14 protein-coding genes are annotated in these 18,479 nt (G+C 71.4%); 10 read left to right on the top strand and 4 right to left on the bottom strand.

The genetic code is table 11. The annotated features are described in order from the left end of the window. Positions 1-99 precede the first annotated feature (99 nt). Positions 100-1,119 carry a LacI family DNA-binding transcriptional regulator gene (locus O7632_RS24905; RefSeq protein ID WP_278117679.1) on the bottom strand — a complete coding sequence of 340 codons (1,020 nt, stop codon included), beginning with the start codon at positions 1,117-1,119 and terminating at the stop codon, positions 100-102. 370 nt (positions 1,120-1,489) lie between these two features. On the opposite strand from O7632_RS24905, the gene O7632_RS24900 reads away from it, so the two are divergent. The 9 genes from O7632_RS24900 to O7632_RS24860 all read left to right on the top strand — a co-directional run bounded on the left by O7632_RS24900 (position 1,490) and on the right by O7632_RS24860 (position 13,802). Continuing rightward, positions 1,490-2,713: an extracellular solute-binding protein gene (locus tag O7632_RS24900; protein WP_347403600.1), complete on the top strand. Its 1,224-nt coding sequence runs from the start codon at positions 1,490-1,492 to the stop codon at positions 2,711-2,713. A gap of 100 nt (positions 2,714-2,813) precedes the next feature. Beyond that, positions 2,814-3,842, top strand: a complete 1,029-nt coding sequence (locus O7632_RS24895) for a sugar ABC transporter permease (RefSeq protein ID WP_278117675.1) — start codon at positions 2,814-2,816, stop codon at positions 3,840-3,842. 110 nt (positions 3,843-3,952) lie between these two features. Further along, the gene (locus O7632_RS24890) at positions 3,953-4,795 is read left to right on the top strand and encodes a carbohydrate ABC transporter permease (RefSeq protein WP_278120359.1); all 843 of its coding nucleotides are present in this window, start codon (positions 3,953-3,955) and stop codon (positions 4,793-4,795) included. Positions 4,796-4,850: 55 nt separating this feature from the next. Next, on the top strand, positions 4,851-7,322 hold the full coding sequence (locus tag O7632_RS24885) for a glycoside hydrolase family 2 protein (RefSeq protein ID WP_278117673.1): 2,472 nt from the start codon (positions 4,851-4,853) through the stop codon (positions 7,320-7,322). Next, positions 7,319-8,254 carry an ROK family protein gene (locus O7632_RS24880; RefSeq protein ID WP_278117672.1) on the top strand — a complete coding sequence of 312 codons (936 nt, stop codon included), beginning with the start codon at positions 7,319-7,321 and terminating at the stop codon, positions 8,252-8,254. Before O7632_RS24885 ends, O7632_RS24880 begins: the two co-directional genes overlap by 4 nt. Positions 8,255-8,287: 33 nt before the next feature. Continuing rightward, entirely contained in the window at positions 8,288-10,300 is a 2,013-nt protein-coding gene (locus O7632_RS24875; RefSeq protein WP_278117670.1) for a cellulase family glycosylhydrolase, read from the top strand. Between the two features lie 359 nt (positions 10,301-10,659). After that, positions 10,660-11,544 carry a hypothetical protein gene (locus tag O7632_RS24870; RefSeq protein ID WP_278117668.1) on the top strand — a complete coding sequence of 295 codons (885 nt, stop codon included), beginning with the start codon at positions 10,660-10,662 and terminating at the stop codon, positions 11,542-11,544. 37 nt (positions 11,545-11,581) lie between these two features. Further along, positions 11,582-13,168 carry a sigma-70 family RNA polymerase sigma factor gene (locus tag O7632_RS24865; protein WP_278117666.1) on the top strand — a complete coding sequence of 529 codons (1,587 nt, stop codon included), beginning with the start codon at positions 11,582-11,584 and terminating at the stop codon, positions 13,166-13,168. A gap of 61 nt (positions 13,169-13,229) precedes the next feature. After that, complete coding sequence (locus tag O7632_RS24860; RefSeq protein ID WP_278117664.1) at positions 13,230-13,802, top strand: GNAT family N-acetyltransferase; 573 nt, start codon at positions 13,230-13,232, stop codon at positions 13,800-13,802. Here the strand turns inward: O7632_RS24860 and O7632_RS24855 are convergent. Then, positions 13,783-14,097 (bottom strand): hypothetical protein, encoded by a 315-nt coding sequence (locus O7632_RS24855; protein WP_278117663.1) that lies wholly within the window; start codon positions 14,095-14,097, stop codon positions 13,783-13,785. The two genes, O7632_RS24860 and O7632_RS24855, sit on opposite strands and share 20 nt — an antisense overlap. A 387-nt stretch (positions 14,098-14,484) precedes the next feature. Here O7632_RS24855 and O7632_RS24850 point away from each other — a divergent pair, with 387 nt between their 5' ends. Next, positions 14,485-15,072: a hypothetical protein gene (locus tag O7632_RS24850; protein ID WP_278117660.1), complete on the top strand. Its 588-nt coding sequence runs from the start codon at positions 14,485-14,487 to the stop codon at positions 15,070-15,072. Between the two features lie 69 nt (positions 15,073-15,141). Here the strand turns inward: O7632_RS24850 and dinB are convergent, their stop codons facing one another. Continuing rightward, positions 15,142-16,404, bottom strand: a complete 1,263-nt coding sequence (gene dinB, locus O7632_RS24845) for a DNA polymerase IV (protein ID WP_278117659.1) — start codon at positions 16,402-16,404, stop codon at positions 15,142-15,144. Between the two features lie 89 nt (positions 16,405-16,493). After that, a complete protein-coding gene (gene ilvD / locus O7632_RS24840) occupies positions 16,494-18,341 on the bottom strand; it encodes a dihydroxy-acid dehydratase (RefSeq protein ID WP_278117658.1) in 1,848 nt (615 codons plus the stop codon). Positions 18,342-18,479: the final 138 nt, after the last annotated feature.

Raw genomic sequence — 18,479 nt, 5'->3', positions numbered from 1 at the left:
GCGGCCGTGTCGGACTCACGGGTCTCCCAGCGCGCACTTAATCGGTTCAGCTCTGGTTGGTCCGGAATTGCGCATCTCGGCTGGCGGACGACCGACAGCTCAACCGCGCTGCGGCGGCGCGGTGCTGCCGCGCGGGGTGAGATGAGGGGTCTCGTCCTGATATGTCGTGATCTGCTGGCCAGCGATCGCCGACAGCAACTGCCGGGCGGCCCGTGCGCCGTACGCCGGGATGTCCCGGCTCACCGCGGTCAGCGGCGGATGCACGAGCTGGCAGAGGGGGGAATCGTCCCAGGCGATGATCGACAGATCGCCGGGCACCGACAACCCCATCTCCTGAGCCACCGCCAAGCCGGCGATCGCCATCACGTCATTGTCGTAGATCATCGCGGTGGGCCGGGCCGACGTGCTGAGCATCCGTCGGGTCACCCGCGCCCCCTCTTCGCCGGTGTAGTCCGAGGCCACCGTCACACAGTCGACCAGGCCGAGCTCGCGGCAGACGTCGGTGAACGCGGCGGCCCGGATCTCGGTGTGCAGCAGCCCCGGCAGCCCGCCGACCCGGGCGATCCGGCGATGGCCGAGCGCGGCGAGGTACTTGACGGTCTCGACCAGCGCGGCCGCGTCGTCGGACCACACGCTGGCCAGCGAACCGGTGTACGCCGGTCCACCGATCACCACCGCCGGGAGCTGCAGTCGTTCCAGGGCGGGCACCCGGTGGTCGTCGACCCGCAGGTCGCACAGGAAGACACCGTCCACCCGACGTTCACCCCACCAACGCCGGTAGACCGCGATCTCGGCGTCGGGGTCGGCCACCACCTGCAACGTCAGGGCGTACGAGCGGGCCGACAACTCCGCCTCGACCCCGCTGATCAGCTCCATGAAGAACGGTTCGATGCCCAGGATGCGGGCTGGCCGGCTCAGGGCCAGACCGACCGCGTTGGCACTCGCGCCGGACAGCGCGCGGGCCGCGCTGTTGGGATTGAAGCCGATCTCGGCGGCGATGGCGAGGATGCGCTGCCGGGTCGCTTCGGAGACGCCGGGCTGGCCGTTGAGCGCGTACGAGACCGCGCCCTTCGAGACGCCCGCGCGGCGGGCGATGTCGGCGATGGTCGGCCGTTTCACCGGCGGAACTCCTTCGTCGAGTCGGTGGCGCGGGCGACCCGCTGGTGCGCTTGTCCGGTTAAGTCTGCTCGCGTAAACGATATCCGCCGTCGGTGGGACCGGCGACGCCCCTACCCCGGACGGCTGTCCCGACGTGCGCCGGGGAGCTCTACCGCGCATCCCCGGACGCTGTCCGACGACGTCGAGATTACGGGTAGGCCACGGTGTTAACCCGCCATTGACACTCGGCAGGTGCGCTCGTACGGTGGCTCTACTTATCCGGTTCAGTCGACGTTCCTCGATGTCAGGAGCGTTTCACATGTGTTCGGAGGATGGCATGGAACGGCGTAGGACCCCTTGGGCGCGCCTGGCGGCCGCAGGTGCCGCCAGCGTGCTTCTGGTCGCCGGCTGCAGTGGCGAACCCGGCGGCGGCGACGACGACGGCACCACCCTGACGATCGCGTTCTGGGGTGACTTCGGCCTCGACGACCTCAAGGCCGCGTACGAGGCGGAGAACCCCGGCGTCCGGATCAACCTCAATTCGGGGGAGTACAACGCCCAGCATGAGGACCTGCAGAAGAAGCTCATCGCCGGCTCGGGGGCCGCCGACATCGCCGCCATCGACGAAGGCTTCGTCGTCCAGTTCCGCGAACAGGCCGACAAGTTCGTCAACCTGCTGGACCAGGGCGCCGGCCAGTACGAGGACCGCTACCTGGACTGGAAGTGGCAGCAGACCCTCTCCGCCGACGGTTCCACCCAGATCGGTCTCGGCACCGACGTCGGCGGCCTGGCCATGTGCTACCGCACCGACCTGTTCGCCGCCGCCGGGCTGCCGACCGACCGCGACGAGGTCTCCGCGCTCTGGCCGGACTGGGAATCCTTCATCGCCACCGGTGAGGAGTACGTGGCGGCCAGCGGCAAGAAGTTCGTCGACTCCGCCACCAACATCTTCAACCCGGTCCTCGGCCAGCAGCCGGTCGGCCTCTTCGACACCAGCGACACCCTCGCCATGGACGGCGGCCCCAAGGTCGCCTTCGACACCGCCGCCGCCGTGGTCGGTGCCGGACTGTCGGCCAACCTCGCGGCCTTCTCCCCGGAATGGAACAACGGCTTCGTCAACGGCGACTTCGCCGTACTGGCGTGCCCCGCCTGGATGATGGGCCACATCCAGAACACCGCGCCGGACACCGCCGGCAAATGGGACGTGGCGGCGATCCCCGGTGGCGGCGGCAACTGGGGCGGTTCGTTCCTCACGATCCCGGCGCAGGGCGCCAACGTCGACGAGGCGTACAAGTTCCTGGAGTGGCTGATCCAGCCGGAGCAGCAGATCGAGATCTTCAAGAAGGTCGGCAACCTGCCGTCGCAGCCGGCACTCTACGAAGACCCTGCGATCGTCGAGTTCTCCAACCCGTTCTTCAGCGACGCCCCGGTCGGCCAGATCTTCTCCGAAACCGCGGCCAACCTCACCCCGCAGTACCTCGGCCGCAAGAACGGCCCGGTCCGGGTGGCGGTGGAGAACGTCCTCAACCGACTGCAGAGCGGTGACCTGGAAGGCAAGCCCGACGAGGCATGGACGGAAGCCGTCGCGGAAGCCGAGAAGGCGACGAACGCGTAACCAGTCGCGCCGCCGTGCCGCGCGGCGGGAGCAGGCCCGCGTCACCGGAGCCGCCCCGTCGCGCGGCCGCCTCGCCACCCGGCCATCTCTGGAGGCAACCATGTCCGCTACGCGTGCCGCACCGCCGCCCGCACCGCCGCCGTCGTCGCGCTCGCGCCCCGGCGCACCCGCTCATCCGCAGCGAACCCCCGGCCGCACCACCCTGACCTGGCGAGACCGGCTGCACCGCTTCGACATGCGGTACATGCCGTACATCCTGATCTCCCCGTTCTTCCTCCTCTTCATCGCCTTCGGGCTCTTCCCGATCATCTTCAACGGCGTGGTGGCGCTGCGGCACTGGCGGCTGGACAACGCCGACCTGACCGGCTGGGCCGGGCTGGCGAACTTCGAGCGGCTGCTCACCGACGACCGGTTCTGGAACGCGCTCTACAACACGTTCGGCATCTTCCTGCTCTCCACCGTGCCGCAACTGTTCCTGGCGTTGATCATCGCGTCGCTACTCAACCGCAAGCTGCGCGCGCAAACCTGGTTCCGGGTCGGCATCCTGCTGCCGTACATCACCCCGATCACCGCGTCGACCCTGCTCTTCGCGGTCTTCTTCGCCCGCGACTTCGGCATCGCCAACTGGGTGCTCGACGTGCTCAACCTGCGCGGCGAGGCGCCGATCGACTGGCGCTCCACCAAGACCGCCTCCTGGATCGCGATCGCCACGATGGTCAACTGGAAGTGGATCGGCTACAACGCGCTGATCTACCTCGCCGCGATGCAGTCGATCCCCCGCGACATCTACGAAGCGGCCGCGGTAGACGGCGCGGGCCCGTGGCGGCAGCTCTGGCGGATCACCGTACCGATGATCCGGCCGGTGGTGGTCTTCACCGTCATCCTGTCCACCATCGGCGGGCTGCAACTGTTCACCGAGCCGATGCTGTTCGAACAGAACTCGCAGGCGGCCACCGGCGGATCCAACGGCCAGTTCCAGACCATCGCCCAACTGATCTACAAGGTCGGCTGGAAGGACCTCAACCTCGGCTACGCCGCCGCGATGTCCTGGGCACTGTTCCTGATCATCGTGATCATCGCGGTCGTCAACGCGCTGGTCGCCAACCGACTCGGCGGGGGGCGCAAATGAGCACCACCACGATCGGCCGCCCGCCCACCGGCCAACCCGGCCGGCCGGATCGGTCCGGCCAGTCCGGCGGCGGCACGCCACCCGGCCGTCGCCGCCGCAGCGCCGCCCTGATGGGCCGGGCCCCGGCCAGTACACCGGGCAGCTTCTGGAACTACCTGTTCCTCAGCCTGGTCATCCTGTTCTCCGCCTTCCCTCTCTACTGGATGGTGGTCATCGCCAGCGGCACCGACGCCGACCTGGCGAAGATCCCGCCGCAGCTGCTACCCGGCGGCCAACTGCTCACCAACCTCAACGAGGTCTTCACCCTCCGCAACGTCTACTTCGCCCAGTCGCTGGGCAACAGCTTCATCGTCTCCACGATCGTGACGTTCTCGGTGCTGTTCTTCTGCTCACTGGCCGGATTCGCCTTCGCCAAGCTGCGCTTCAAGGGTCGCAACGCGCTGATGGTCGTTGTGGTGCTCACCCTCACCGTGCCCAACCAGCTCGGCGTCGTCGCCCTCTACATCCTGATGGGCGAGCTCGGCTGGAACGGCACCCTGGTCGCGGTCATCGTGCCCGGCCTGGTCACCGCGTTCGGCGTGTTCTACATGCGACAGTTCATCCTCGAAGCCGTACCCGACGAACTGATCGAGGCCGGCCGCATCGACGGCGCCAGCACCATGCGGATCTACTGGAGCGTCGTGCTGCCCGCCGTTCGCCCGGCGATGGCCGTCCTCGGCCTACTTACCTTCGTGGCCACCTGGAACGACTTCCAGTGGCCGCTGATCACCCTCGGCGGCACCTACTATCCGACCTCGATGGTGGCCCTGTCCGACCTGGCCAGCGGTAACTACGTGCTCTACCGGCGGGTGCTCGCCGGCGCGTTCGTGGCGACCATCCCGCTACTGATCATGCTCTTCATCGGCGGCCGGCAGATCGTCCGGGGAATCATGGAAGGCGCCGTCAAGAACTGACCGGCGCCGACCCGTACCGTGGCCCAGTCCCGCTCCCGCACTAGTGAGGTATGGCATGAACACCGTACGACCGCTCCACGAGGGCTGGACCGTACGACCGGCGGAGGGATTCGCCGTACCCGACGGCATCGGGGACCGCGACGTCCCGGCGACCGTACCCGGCTGCGTGCACACCGACCTGCTCGCCGCCGGCCTGATTCCCGACCCCTACCTGGACGACAACGAAACCCGGCTGTCCTGGATCGGGCGAACCGACTGGGTCTACGAGACCACCTTCGACTGGGTCGACCTGGGTGACCCCCGGGTCGACCTGGTCTGCGCCGGCCTCGACACCATCGCCACCATCACCCTCAACGGCGTCGAACTCGGCCGCACCGCCAACATGCACCGCGGCTACCGCTTCGACGCCCGACCCGCGCTGCGCCCCGGACCCAACACCCTGCGGGTACGGTTCGACTCGGCGTACCGGCACGCCGAACAGCTGCGTGACCAGCTCGGCGACCGCCCCAACGCCTACCCCGAACCGTTCCACTTCATCCGCAAGATGGCCTGCAACTTCGGCTGGGACTGGGGTCCCAACCTGGTCACCGCCGGCATCTGGCAGGACATCGGCCTGCACAGCTGGACCACGGCCCGGTTGAGCACCGTCCGACCGCTGGTCACCGTCACCCACCACCCGACCGGCTGCGCCGAGGCGACCGTCGAGGTGCGCGTCGAGGTCGACCGGGACACCGACGAGGACCTCACCCTGGTCGCCGCCGTCGCCGGAACCCGCGCCGAGGCAGTCGTCCCGGCCGGGCACCGCAGCGCCGCCGTGACCCTCACCGTCGCCGACCCCGAACTGTGGTGGCCCCGAGGGTACGGCGAACCCGCCCGCCACGCCCTCGACGTCACCCTGCACCGGTCGGACGGAACAACACTCGACACCTGGCAGCGCCGGATCGGATTCCGGTCGGTACGCCTGGACACCAGCGCCGACCAGCACGGCTCCGCGTTCACACTGATCGTCAACGAGACGCCGGTCTTCGTCCGGGGCGTCAACTGGATCCCCGACGACGCCTTTGTCACCCGGGTCACCCGGGACCGCTACGCGCGGCGGTTCGGCCAGGCCGTCGACGCCGGGGTCAACTTCCTGCGGGTCTGGGGCGGCGGCCGCTACGAGTCGGACGACTTCTACGACCTCGCCGACGAGCGAGGACTGCTCGTCGGGCAGGACTTTCTCTTCGCCTGCGCGGCGTACCCCGAGGAGGAGCCGATCGCCGGCGAAGTCGCCGCCGAAGCCCGCTACCAGGTCACCCGGCTCACCCCGCATCCCAGTCTGGTGCTGTGGACCGGCAACAACGAGAACATCTGGGGCTGGCACGACTGGGGCTGGCAGGAGACCCTCGACGGACGGACCTGGGGAAGCGGCTACTACCTCGACGTGCTGCCGGCAATCGTCGCCGAACTCGACCCGACCCGCCCGTACTGGCCGGGCAGCCCGTACTCCGGCCGCGACGACCTGCACCCCAACGACCCGGAGCACGGCACCATGCACATCTGGGACGTGTGGAACACCGACGACTACCTGAAATACCGCCAGTACGTGCCCCGGTTCCTCGCCGAGTTCGGCTACCAGGCCCCGCCGACGTACGCCACGTTGCGCCGGGCGTTGAGCGACTCCCCGCTCGCCCCCGACTCATCCGGGATGGTCCACCACCAGAAAGCCGTCGACGGCGACCTGAAGCTCCGGCGTGGTCTGGACGCCCACCTGCCCGCTCCGCGCGACTTCGACGACTGGCACTACCTGACCCAGGTCAACCAGGCGCGGGCGATCGCCGTCGGCGTGGAACACTTCCGCTCCCACCGGGGCGTCTGCATGGGCACCATCCTGTGGCAGCTCAACGACTGCTGGCCGGTCACCTCGTGGGCCGCCGTCGACGGCGACGGCCGCCGCAAACCCCTGTGGTACGCGCTGCGGCGCGCCTACGCCGACCGGCTGCTCACCATCCAGCCGCGCGACGACGGCCTGGCCCTGGTCGCCGTCAACGACACCGACGTCGAATGGCGCGGGGAGGTGGCGATCGTCCGGTCGACGCTGGCCGGTGAGCCGCGCGCCAAGTCCAGCGTGGACTTGGCTGTACCCGCCCACTCGGCGCTGACCGTGCCGATCCCCATCGAGGTGGCGGCCTGCGACGACCCCCGCCGCGAGGTGCTGTTCGCCGACGCCGTCGGCCAGCGGGCCTGGTGGTTCTTCGCCCCGGACCGCGACCTCGACTACCCGGCCGCCGACTTCGAAGCGACCGTCGCGCCCGCAGGAGACGCAGTGGCGGTGACCGTCACCGCCCGGACCATCCTGCGTGACCTGACCCTGTACGCCGACCGCCTGGACCCGGCCGCCGAGGTCGACCAGGCGCTGGTCACCTTGCTGCCGGGGGAGTCGGCAGTGTTCACCGTACGTGGTGCCGCCGACCTGGACCCGGCGGCGTCGACCAGCCGCCCGGTGCTGCGCTGCGTCAACGACATCGTCGCCGGAGGTGTCACGTGACCACCACCGGTTCGGTGCTCGCCGTGGACGTCGGCGGCACCAAACTGGCCGCCGCCGTCGTCGAGCCGGACGGCACGATCGCCGTACAGGGTGCCGTGCCCACGCCGGCCGGCCCGGACGAGGCGACGGTCACCGCCGCCCTGCACCGGGTGGTCCGCCAGGTGATCGGTGACCGGGACGCGCATCGGCTGGTCGGCCTCGGGGTCGGCTCGGCCGGGCCGCTCGACCCGGTCGCCGGCACGGTCAGCCCGGTGAACATCGGTGCCTGGCGGGGATTCCGGATCCTCGACGCCCTGCGTACGGTGCTGCCCGGCCGACCCGCCGTGCTGGCCGGCGACGGACACTGCATGGCGCTCGGCGAACACTGGCGGGGCGGCTACCCCGGCCCGGCGCTGCTCGGCATGGTCGTCTCGACCGGGGTCGGCGGCGGGCTGGTCCTCGACGACCGGGTCCACCCCGGCGGCAGCGGCAACGCCGGCCACATCGGCCACATCGTGGTCGATCTCGACGGTCCGCCCTGCCCGTGCGGTGGGCGCGGGTGCGTGGAGGCGATCGCCAGCGGCCCGGCCATGGTGCGCTGGGCGGCCAGCCAGGGCTGGTCGGCCGGTGACCGGCCGGCGGACGGCCGATCGCTCGCCGAGGACGCCCGGGCCGGCGTACCGGTCGCGGTCGCCGCATTCGAACGGTCCGCGACCGCCCTGGCCGCCGCGATCGTCTCCGCCACCGCCCTGATCGACCTCGACGACGTCGTCATCGGCGGCGGGGTCGCCGCCGCCGGTGACGTGCTGTTCGCTCCGCTACGGAAGGCCGTGGCGGAGTTGGCCGGGCTCGACTTCGTCCGTCGGGTCCGCGTTCACACCAGCGGTCTGGGCAACGACGCCGGGCTGCTCGGTGCCGCCGCACTCGCCCTGGAGGCCGCCGCGCGCCAGTGACCTCCACCGCTCCACGGTCAAGGAGACCCCCGTATGCGCCCACGCCCCGCCGGCCTGCTACTCGCACTGGCCGGACTGATCCTCGGCTTCGCCGCCGCCGGGCCCGCCCAGGCCGCCCCGCCGTCGCACCCCGGCGAGCCTGGTACGCCTGGTAAGCCGACCGCCGGATTCGTCACCCGGCACGGCGACGACCTCAAACTCGACGGCAAGAAGTTCCGCTTCGCCGGCAGCAACAACTACTACCTGATGTACAAGTCACCGACGATGGTCGACGACGTCTTCGCCGACGCGAAATCCGCTGGCTTCACGGTGCTGCGTACCTGGGGCTTCCTGGACATCGGCAACGCCGACGGCTCCGATTCGGTCGCCGGCCCCGCCGACGGCGTCTACTTCCAGTACTTCGACGGTGAACGGCCGGCGTACCACGACGGCCCGGACGGCCTGCAACGCCTCGACTACGTCCTGGCCGCCGCCCGTGAGGCCGGCGTCAAACTGGTCATCCCGCTGACCAACAACTGGCGCGACTTCGGCGGCATGGACCAGTACGTACGCTGGCGCGGCGGGCAGTACCACGACGACTTCTACACCGACCCGGTGATCCGCGGCTGGTACAAAGACTGGATTTCCCACCTGCTCAACCGCACCAACACCATCACCGGGGTGAAATACCGCGACGATCCGACGGTGATGACCTGGGAGCTGGGCAACGAGCCACGCTGCAAGGGATCCGGCGTCTATCCGGCCTCGCCGGACTGCACCACCGACACGCTCACCGCCTGGGCCGACGAGATGACCCGGCACGTCAAGGCGAACGCACCCCGGCAGTTGGTCAGCGTCGGCGACGAAGGCTTCTTCTGCGACGACCCGGCCAGCGCCGACTGGACCACCAACTGCGGCGAAGGCGTCGACAGCGTCGCGCTGAGCATGCTGCCCGCCGTCGACGTGATCTCCTACCACCTCTACCCGGACCACTGGGGCAAGGACGCACCCTGGGGCACCGAGTGGATCAGCCGGCACGCGTACGAGGCGAAGAAGGTCCGCAAGCCGGTGATGCTCGGCGAGTTCGGCATCCACGACAAGTCGACCCGCAACGTCGTCTACCGGGAATGGACCGACGCGGCGATCGCCGGCGGCACCACCGGGTTCCTCTACTGGATCCTGTCCGGCGTGCAGGACGACGGCAGCCTCTACCCGGACTACGACGGCTACACCGTCTACTGTCCGAGCCCGGTCTGCACCACGCTGTCCAACGCGGGCGCGGCGGTGCGCGGCGACCGCCGGCCGTGGCCGCCGGTCGCCGACCACGACACCACCACCGTCGAGTTCGGCCAGGCCGCGACGCTGCGGCCGGCGGCCAACGACATCGCCTGGCGGGGTACGGTGCGCGCCGCCACCATCGACCTGGACCCGACGGAACACGGCCAGCAGAAGCGGGTGACCGTCACCGGCGGCGAGTTCACGCTCGGCGGCGACGGCGTCGTCACGTTCACCCCGGCGGACGGCTTCGCTGGCCGGGCCACCGCCCACTACCGGCTGTGGGACCGGGCCTGGCGCGCGTCGAACGTCGCCGACCTGGTGGTCACCGTCAAACCGGACCCGGCCGGGACGCAGACGCTGTTCTCGTTCGAGACCGGCACTGACGGGTGGGGGCCGCCGTCGTGGGAGCCGGGCGTCGGCAGCGTCGCCTGGTCCGACGCGTTCGCCACCGACGGGGCGTACGGGCTGCGGGTCGACTCGGTCACCGGCGGCTGGTTCGGCACGTCGTTCGCCGAGCCGGTGGACCTGTCCGGCCGGGTGACCCTGAAGTACGACCTGCGGACCGACCCGTCGGCGGGCACCAACGCGGCGATCGCCGTACAGACCGGGCCGAGCTACACCTGGTGCCAGTCGACGTTCACCTGGCTCAACCAGGACTGGACCGGCACGGCCGAGATCGACCTGCTGACCGAGATGTCGTGCGACGCCGAGGCGCTGGCCGACGTGCGCGAGTTCTACGTCTACGTCAACCCGGGCACCGTCCACATCGACAACGTCCGGGTCGAGTAGAGGCACGACCGGTCTCCGGTGGCGCGCGAGCCCCGGCCCTCTTCGGCGTAGGGCCGGGACTCGTCGCGCGGCGAGTCGACCGTCACCGGTCGCTGGTCAGCTGGCCCGGTACGAGCGGTAGTGGCCCTTCGGCCAGCTGTGGAAGTTGTTGAGCCCGGCAGCCGGCCCGCTGCAGTCGGGTGTTCGGTAGCCGGGGACGGACTGGAAACGCCGCTCCAGACGAGCAGCCACCTCGCGTCGGCGGGCACTTGACGGCAGACACCGAGAAACCATCGAGAAGTTGTTGGTCCACGGCCGCCTGCTGTCTCCAGAAGGTGTCCGGCACCCGGCCGGCGAGGGACTTCAGACGAGGTGGCGAGATGATCTACACGACTTCTGGTGTCGGCCCGGCGCGGCGGTGGACTCAGTTGTGGCCGGCGGCCACGGCCGGTGCCGTGGCGGCCCTGATCGGGCTGCTCCTGCTGGCGCTCGTCGGCTGTGGGCCAGCTGCCGGCGGGTTCGGCGGTGACCCGGACGCCGACGCGGTGACGGGGTCGGCCGGCCTCGGCGGCGTACCGGGCGGGGTCGGCGGCCTCGGCCCTGGCGACGGCGGCCAATCCGCCTCCGGCGACGGCGACGGCACCGGTGACGAGGCCGACGGCGACGCAGCGAACGAACCGGACGGAAACAGCGGCAACGGAAACAGCGGTGACGGCAGCGACGACGGGGGCGGCAGCGGCGACGCTGGTGACGGCGGCGGACCCGAGCCGGAGGTGACGCCGGCAGCCGAGGACTGCGTGACGTACGACCCGGCGAACCTCACCATCGAGGAATACGGCGACGCGTGGCGGATGCGCGACGGCGGCCACGCCATCAAGGTCTTCGCCACCAAAGCCGACGCCGAGGACGGCGTCAAGGTGGCCCGCAACTGGACGACCCTCTGCTTCATCGGCCGGGGCAACGACCGGGCCGACCGGTACCGCTACATCGTCACCTACTTCACCAACCCGTCCGGTCTGCCGCTCGGCCTGGCACCCCGGTTCGACTGCATCACGTACGACCCGACGACCCTGGCCGTGTACGGGCCGGACGGTGACGGCTGGGGACTGCGGGCCGGCGCGACCCCGCTGCTCTTCCTGGCCAGCGCCGCCGACGCCGCACGCGCCCGGATCGTCGCCGCCGGCAACACCCGGCTCTGCGTGATCGGGCACGGCAACGACCAGCCCGACCCGTCGCGCTTCCAGCTGGAACATTGGCGACAGTAAACGGACCGTCTGGACCGTGACATCTAGCATCGCGTACGTGGACGATCGCACCATCGTGGCCGCGCTGATCGCAGGTGACCTGCGCGGCCTCGACGGTGCCTACCGGTCGTACGCCGACCGGCTGTTCACCTACTGCCGGTTCCTGCTGCACGACGCCGACGCGGCAGCCGACGCGGTCCACGACACGTTCGTCCTGGCCAGTCAGCGGGCCGCGCAGCTGCGCGACCCGGACCGGCTACGACCCTGGCTGTACGCCATCGCCCGCAACGAGTGTCTGCGGGCGATGCGCGGCCGACTGCGGCACCTGCCGTTGGAGGAGGCGGGTCAGGTGCCGGCTCCGGTGGTCGACCCGGTCACCGGGCTCGGGGCCGAGCAGGTACGGGAGCTGATCTGGGCCGCCGCCGCCGGGCTGAATCCGGGTGACCGGCAGGTGTTCGAGCTGTCCATCCGGCACGACCTGTCCGCCGTCGAGGTCGGCGCGGTGCTCGGCGTCTCCGCCAGCCACGCCCACGCCCGGCTGTCGCGGGTACGGGCACAACTCGACCGGGCCATCGGCGCGCTGCTGGTGGCCCGTACCGGTGCCGGCGACTGCGCCGACCTGGCCGCAATGTTGCAGGGCTGGGACGGTCGCTTCACGGTATTGCTGCGCAAACGGGTCAGCCGACACATCGAGAGCTGTTCCACCTGCGCCGACCGACGCCGGCAGCAGGTCAGCCCGGCGGCGCTGTTCTCCGCGTACGCGACGTTGCCGCTGCTCGCCGTACCGCCGGAGCTCTGGCTCCGACTGACGTCGACCAGCACCGATCCGGGCCAGGCGGCGACCCGGGCGCGGATCGACCGCCGCGCCGGCCGGTTCGACCGTACGACCGGCTTCCCCGGTACGCCGCGACGCCGCAACGGCCGGACGATGGCGGCACTGGCGGCGGCCGGCGTACTGCTGGTGCTGTTCGGCGCGGCCTTGGTGGTGCCCCGGCTGGGGGCTGCCGACGACGCCGCCCGGCAGGGACCCGACACCGGGCCTGGTTTGGCCGCGCCGGCCGAACCGACCGGGCCGGCGGTGTCGGCCGAACCGACCGGGTCGGCGGAGCCGACGACGGCGACCGAGTCGGTTGATCCGTCGAGTTCCACCCCGCCGGACGGGCCGACCGACGGGCCGCCCGGCGGTCCGGCCACCACCGCACCGTCGAGCCCGCTGGAGGTCCGGGCGCTGGGCCGGGTCTCCTCCTGCGACGCCTCCGGGCGGTACGCGCTGACCGTCAGCGTCGCCGCCGCCGACGTTCTCGACACGGCGGTCCTGACCTGGTCGGCAACTTCCGGCAGCGGGACGGGTGGTCCGTCGCGGGTCGCGCCGAACCCGCCGTCGCCGACCGGCGGCACCGCCGAGCCGGGTGGACCGGGTGACGTCGCGGCTCCGGGCGGGCCGGGTGACATCGCGCCGCCGGGCGGCAACGGTGTCAGCGGCGACGAGGTGACGATGACGGTCACCGGCACCACGGCCACGGCACGGGTGACGGGGTTGACCGGGACGACCGTGACCTGGCAGGTCACGATCGTCGCGGCGGACGGGCGACAGACCGACACCGGACCGGCCCAGGTGGGCACACCGTGCCCCGTCGCGCGCTGACCTGTGTGACCGACGTCCTGACCGGTCGACGGCACCTCGATCAACCGGCAGGATGTCCGGCATGCAGCGCAACCCCGACGGCGGACCCGGTCACCAGGACAGCGGAGCCATCTACCATCGGGCCGGCACCGAAGCAGACGTCCCGGCCGTGCTCGCCCTGCTCGACGGCGCCGTTCGGTGGCTCGTCGAACAGGGGCGCACCGGCCAGTGGGGGACCGAGCCGCAGTCGACGAATCCGCGCCGGATCGCCATGGCCACGCAGTGGGCCAGGGATGGTGACCTGGTCATGGCGTGCACGCCGACCGCCGACGGTGAACGGGTGGTCGGGGTGCTGGCGGTCGGCGCGGCCCGGTCCTACGTACCCCCGGTGAACGAACCCGAGTTGTACGTGAACCTGCTGCTCACCGACCGCCGGTGGGCCGGTCGCGGGATCGGCGGCCGGCTGCTGGACGAGGCGCGACGGATCGCCGTCGAACGCCGGGCGACCCTGCTGCGGGTCGACTGCTACGCCGGCGGTGACCGGGCGTTGGTCCGCTACTACGAGCGGGCCGGGTTCACCGCCGCCGAACCGTTCACCATCAACCAGCCCGACGGCCCCTGGCCCGGGCAGATTCTCAGCCAGCGGATCCGCTGACCTGCCGGTCCGTTCCCATCACCGGGGTCCGGTCCCGGTCCGCCAACCGGCCGGATCGACCCCACCGGGCACCGCAGACTCCGGTTGGTACGGCCCTCGGGTCAACACCAGGGTGCCGAGATCCAGATGGCTGATCGCACCGGTCGCGTCCCCGCACTCGCAGTGTCTCCCCGGCGTAGAAGCCGTCGAATCCGTACCAGGTGTCGGTCGGCGTCGCGCGGAACCGGGTGCCCCGGCCCGCCGTGCCGATCGGGGTCAGCCGCAGGGTGCCGTCACCCAGCAGCCGCAGTGCCACCGGTCGCGGTGAACGTCTTGCTGATCGAGCCGATCCGGTAGCCGTCGTCGAATCCGCTGTGGTGCCGTCGACCTCACCTCGGCCGGCGGTCCAGACCGGGCCGTCGGCGCGGACCACGGCCGCGACCATCGACGGTGCCCGCCCGTCGACCTGTCCGCTGGCCAGGCGGTGCAGCAGAGCTCGCTGGGTCTGCGGTAGCAGGTTCGCGCAGGTCGGCTCGGTCTGCGGCGGTGATAGGGGGGCGATCGCGTCGAATGGGCGGCTCGGGCCGGCTTTCGGTCGTCACAACAGCTATCCTGCCGTGCTCGGCGGGAGCGGTTGGCGGCGGTGGCGTGCGGCCGGTGGCGGTGCCCCCCGAGCCGGGCGGGATCGTGGGATGGTGGGTCGATGGACACAGCAGACCCCGCGCGGTCGGCCGCCGACCCGCGTCCGTGGCTGGGCCGTCCGGTCGCGGTGCTCGCCGGTGTGGTCGCCGGGCAGTTGCCGCTGGCCCGCAGCGACCAGGCCGCGGTGATCCTGACCAGCGTGCTGGCCTACCCGACGGGTTTCGAGTTCGAGATCAGCGCGATCCTGCGGGTGCCGGAAGCCGCAGCCACCGTGGAGACGGCGCGGCGACCGGACGCTGCCACCGGGCCGCCCCGACCGCGTACCCCGGTCGACGGGGTCGGCGGGTTGCAGGTGATGGTCAGGTTCGCCGACGGTACGGCGTTGAGCAGCCCGCCTGCGGAGCGGTCACCGGTCGATCGGGAGCCGGCCGGCCCGTTGCTGCGGCCGGTGCTGGCCAGCACCGACGAGCAACGCCACGATGCCCGGTTCTGGGTGTGGCCGCTGCCGCCTGATGGTCTGGTCACAGTGGAGTGTTCCTGGCCGGCTCGGGACATCCCGCACAGCCGGGTGGAGATCTCCGGCGCGTTGATCCGGCAGGCGGCGGCCGGCGCGGTCGAGCTGTGGCCCTCGGCGGGACAGCCCGGCTGAGTCGGTCGGGCAGCTGCGGGACAAGCCTGGCTGAGTCGGTCGGGCAGCTGCGGGACAAGCCTGGCTGAGTCAGTCGGGCAGCAGCGGGACGGCCGGTCCGAGGTCGCGGCCGAGGAGCACCGCCCGGTTGACCGCCCTCGACCCGAACCGGTCCCGTACGGCATCGAGCGCGGCGTCCAGGCTCTCCTGCCGGTTGCCGGGATGCGCCGCTGCCGCCTGCCCGGCGTCGGTGGCCTTCGGTGCGACCGCCGCCGGTGGCGCGTCGGCGGGGTCGAACGGCAGCGTCAGCTGGGTGGCCTGCCCGCCGTCGAGGTTGCCGACCGAGACGCCGATCAGCGTGAGTCCGCGTTCACCGATCATCGGGGCGGCGGCGGCCAGCAGGTCTCGGGCGGTGTCCAGGATGGTCGACGTCTGGGCGGTGGCCCGGGGCAAGGTATGGGCGCGGGTCGCCCGGCCGAAGTCGCCGAACCGGAGCCGCAGGGTCACCGTACGGCCGGTGCGTCCGGCGGCGCGCATCCGTCGACCGACCCGGTCGACCAGGCCGGCGAGGATCGCGTCGACCTCCGCGCCGTCGCGGGCCGCCCGGCCCAGCGCCTGCTGCGAGCCGATCGACCCACGTCGGTGGCCGACCTGCACCCGACGCGGATCCTGGTTGTGGGCGAGCGCGTGCAGGTGCCGGCCGGCCGCCGCGCCGAGCATGGCGACCAGGGCCGCTTCGCCGAGCCGGGCCACCCGCCCGACCGTGGTGATGCCCCGTTCGCGTAGCTTGCCGGCGGTCACCGGGCCGACGCCCCACAGCCGTTCGACCGGCAGCGGATGCAGGAAGTCCAGCTCACCGGAGGGCGGCACGACCAGTAGGCCGTCGGGCTTGGCGACCCCGCTGGCCACCTTGGCCAGGAACTTGGTCCGGGCCACCCCGACGGTGATCGGCAGCCCGACCTGATCGCGGACCGCGACCCGCAGCCGCGCGGCGATGTCGGCCGGCGCGCCGACGAGGCGGCGCAGCCCGCCGACGTCGAGGAACGCTTCGTCGATGGAGAGCGGCTCGACCAGCGGGGTGGTCTGCCGGAACACCTCGAACACCGCCCGGCTGGCCGTCGTGTAGGCCGACATCCGGGGCGGCACCACCACCGCCTCCGGGCAGATCAGCCGGGCCCGCTGACCGGGCATCGCGGTCCGTACGCCCCGGGTCTTGGCCTCGTAGCTGGCGGCCAGCACCACGCCCGCGCCGACGATCACCGGCCGGTCGCGTAGTCGTGGATCGTCCCGTTGCTCGACCGAGGCGTAGAAGGCGTCCAGGTCGGCGTGCAGGATGCTGGCCTCGTCCGCCACCCGACCATCATCGCACAGGTGTTCGACGAAAGCGGCTCGACCTGCCCGAACGGCCGGGGTGGGGGACAGCTGGACGGCCGCCCGGCCGGTCAGTCCGGGACGAGACGGTAGGCGCCGTCGCTGGCCGAGGTGGCCATCGACGCGTACGCCCGCAGCGCCGCCGACACCGGCCGCTGCCGGTCGACCGGGGTGTACGGGCGGTCCCGCTTCTCCTGGGCGATCCGCCGGGCCTGCAGCACCTCGTCGGGAACGTTGAGCTCCAGTCGGCGGGCCGGGATGTCGATGATGATCTCGTCGCCCGGTTCGACCAGGGCGATCAGCCCACCGGAGGCGGCCTCGGGTGAGGCGTGCCCGATGGACAGCCCGGAGGTGCCGCCGGAGAACCGGCCGTCGGTGATCAGCGCGCAGGCCCGGCCGAGGCCACGGCCCTTGAGGAACGAGGTCGGGTAGAGCATTTCCTGCATACCGGGCCCGCCCTTGGGGCCTTCGTAGCGGACCACCACGACGTCGCCGGCGACGACCTCACCGGCGAGGATCGCCGAGACGGTGTCCTCCTGCGACTCGTACACCTTGGCCGGGCCACGGAAGGTCAGACAGTCGTCGGGCACCCCGGCGGTCTTGACCACCGCGCCCTGCGGGGCCAGGTTGCCGTGCAGGATCGCCAGGCCACCGTCGGCGGAGTAGGCGTGCGCCACGTCGCGGATGCAGCCCTGCGCCGGGTCGGTGTCCAGGTCGGCCCAGCGGTTGGTGGTGGAGAACGGTTCGGTGGTGCGCACCCCGCCGGGCGCGGCGTGGAACAGCTCGACCGCCTCGGGGGTCGCCGATCCGCCCCGGATGTCCCAGTCGGCCAGCCACTGGTCCAGCGACGGCGAGTGCACGGCGTGCACGTCGCGCCGCAGTGCGCCGGCCCGGTCCAGCTCGCCGAGCAGCGCCGGGATGCCGCCGGCCCGGTGCACGTCCTCCATGTGGTACTTCGGAGTGTTCGGCGCGACCTTGGCCAGGCAGGGCACCCGGCGGGAGATGGCGTCGATGTCGGTGACGCCGAAGTCGAGCTCCGCCTCCCGGGCGGCGGCCAGCAGGTGCAGCACCGTGTTGGTGGAGCCGCCCATCGCCACGTCCAGGGCGACCGCGTTCTCGAACGCCGCCCGGCTTGCCACCGAGCGGGGGAGCACCGAGGCGTCGTCACCGTCGTACCACCGCTTGGCGATCTCCACGACGGTCCGGCCGGCCTCGACGAACAGCGACTTGCGGGCGGCGTGGGTGGCCAGCGTCGATCCGTTGCCCGGCAGGGCCAGCCCGACTGCCTCGGTCAGGCAGTTCATCGAGTTGGCGGTGAACATGCCGGAGCAGGAGCCGCAGGTCGGGCAGGCGGAGCGCTCGATGGTGTCGAGCTGGGCGTCGGTGACGTTGTCGTTCGACGCGGCGATCATGGCGTCGATCAGGTCGAGCTTAGCGTGCACCACGCCCTCGACGGCGACGGTCTTGCCGGCCTCCATCGGGCCGCCGGAGACGAACACGGTCGGGATGTTGAGCCGCAGCGCGGCGAGCAGCATCCCCGGGGTGATCTTGTCGCAGTTGGAGATGCAGACCAGGGCGTCGGCGCAGTGCGCGTTGACCATGTACTCGACGGCGTCGGCGATCAGCTCCCGGCTGGGCAGCGAGTAGAGCATGCCGCCGTGGCCCATGGCGATGCCGTCGTCGACGGCGATCGTGTTGAACTCGCGGCCGACCCCGCCGGCTTCGGCGATCGAGTCGGCGACCAGTCCGCCGAGGTCCTTGAGATGGACGTGGCCGGGTACGAACTGGGTGAAACTGTTGGCGATGGCCACGATCGGCTTGCCGAAATCGTCGTCGGTCATCCCGGTGGCCCGCCACAGGGCCCGGGCGCCGGCCATCGTCCGACCGTGCGTGGAGGTCTTCGACCGCAGCTCAGGCATTCGACAAGTGTTACACCACGATTGCCGGCCGACTGCCCGCCGCCGTGGCGTGTTTCACGTGTCGGGATGGCGCCTGTCGGAATGTCGCCTGTCGCGGGTACCCACCCCGGCCCCACGGCGCGGTATCGATCCGGCAGA

Source organism: Solwaraspora sp. WMMD406 (assembly GCF_029626025.1).
Lineage (GTDB): Bacteria > Actinomycetota > Actinomycetes > Mycobacteriales > Micromonosporaceae > Micromonospora_E.
The sequence above is the reverse complement of the archived record's forward strand: the minus strand, read 5'-3'. Positions and strand labels throughout refer to the sequence as shown.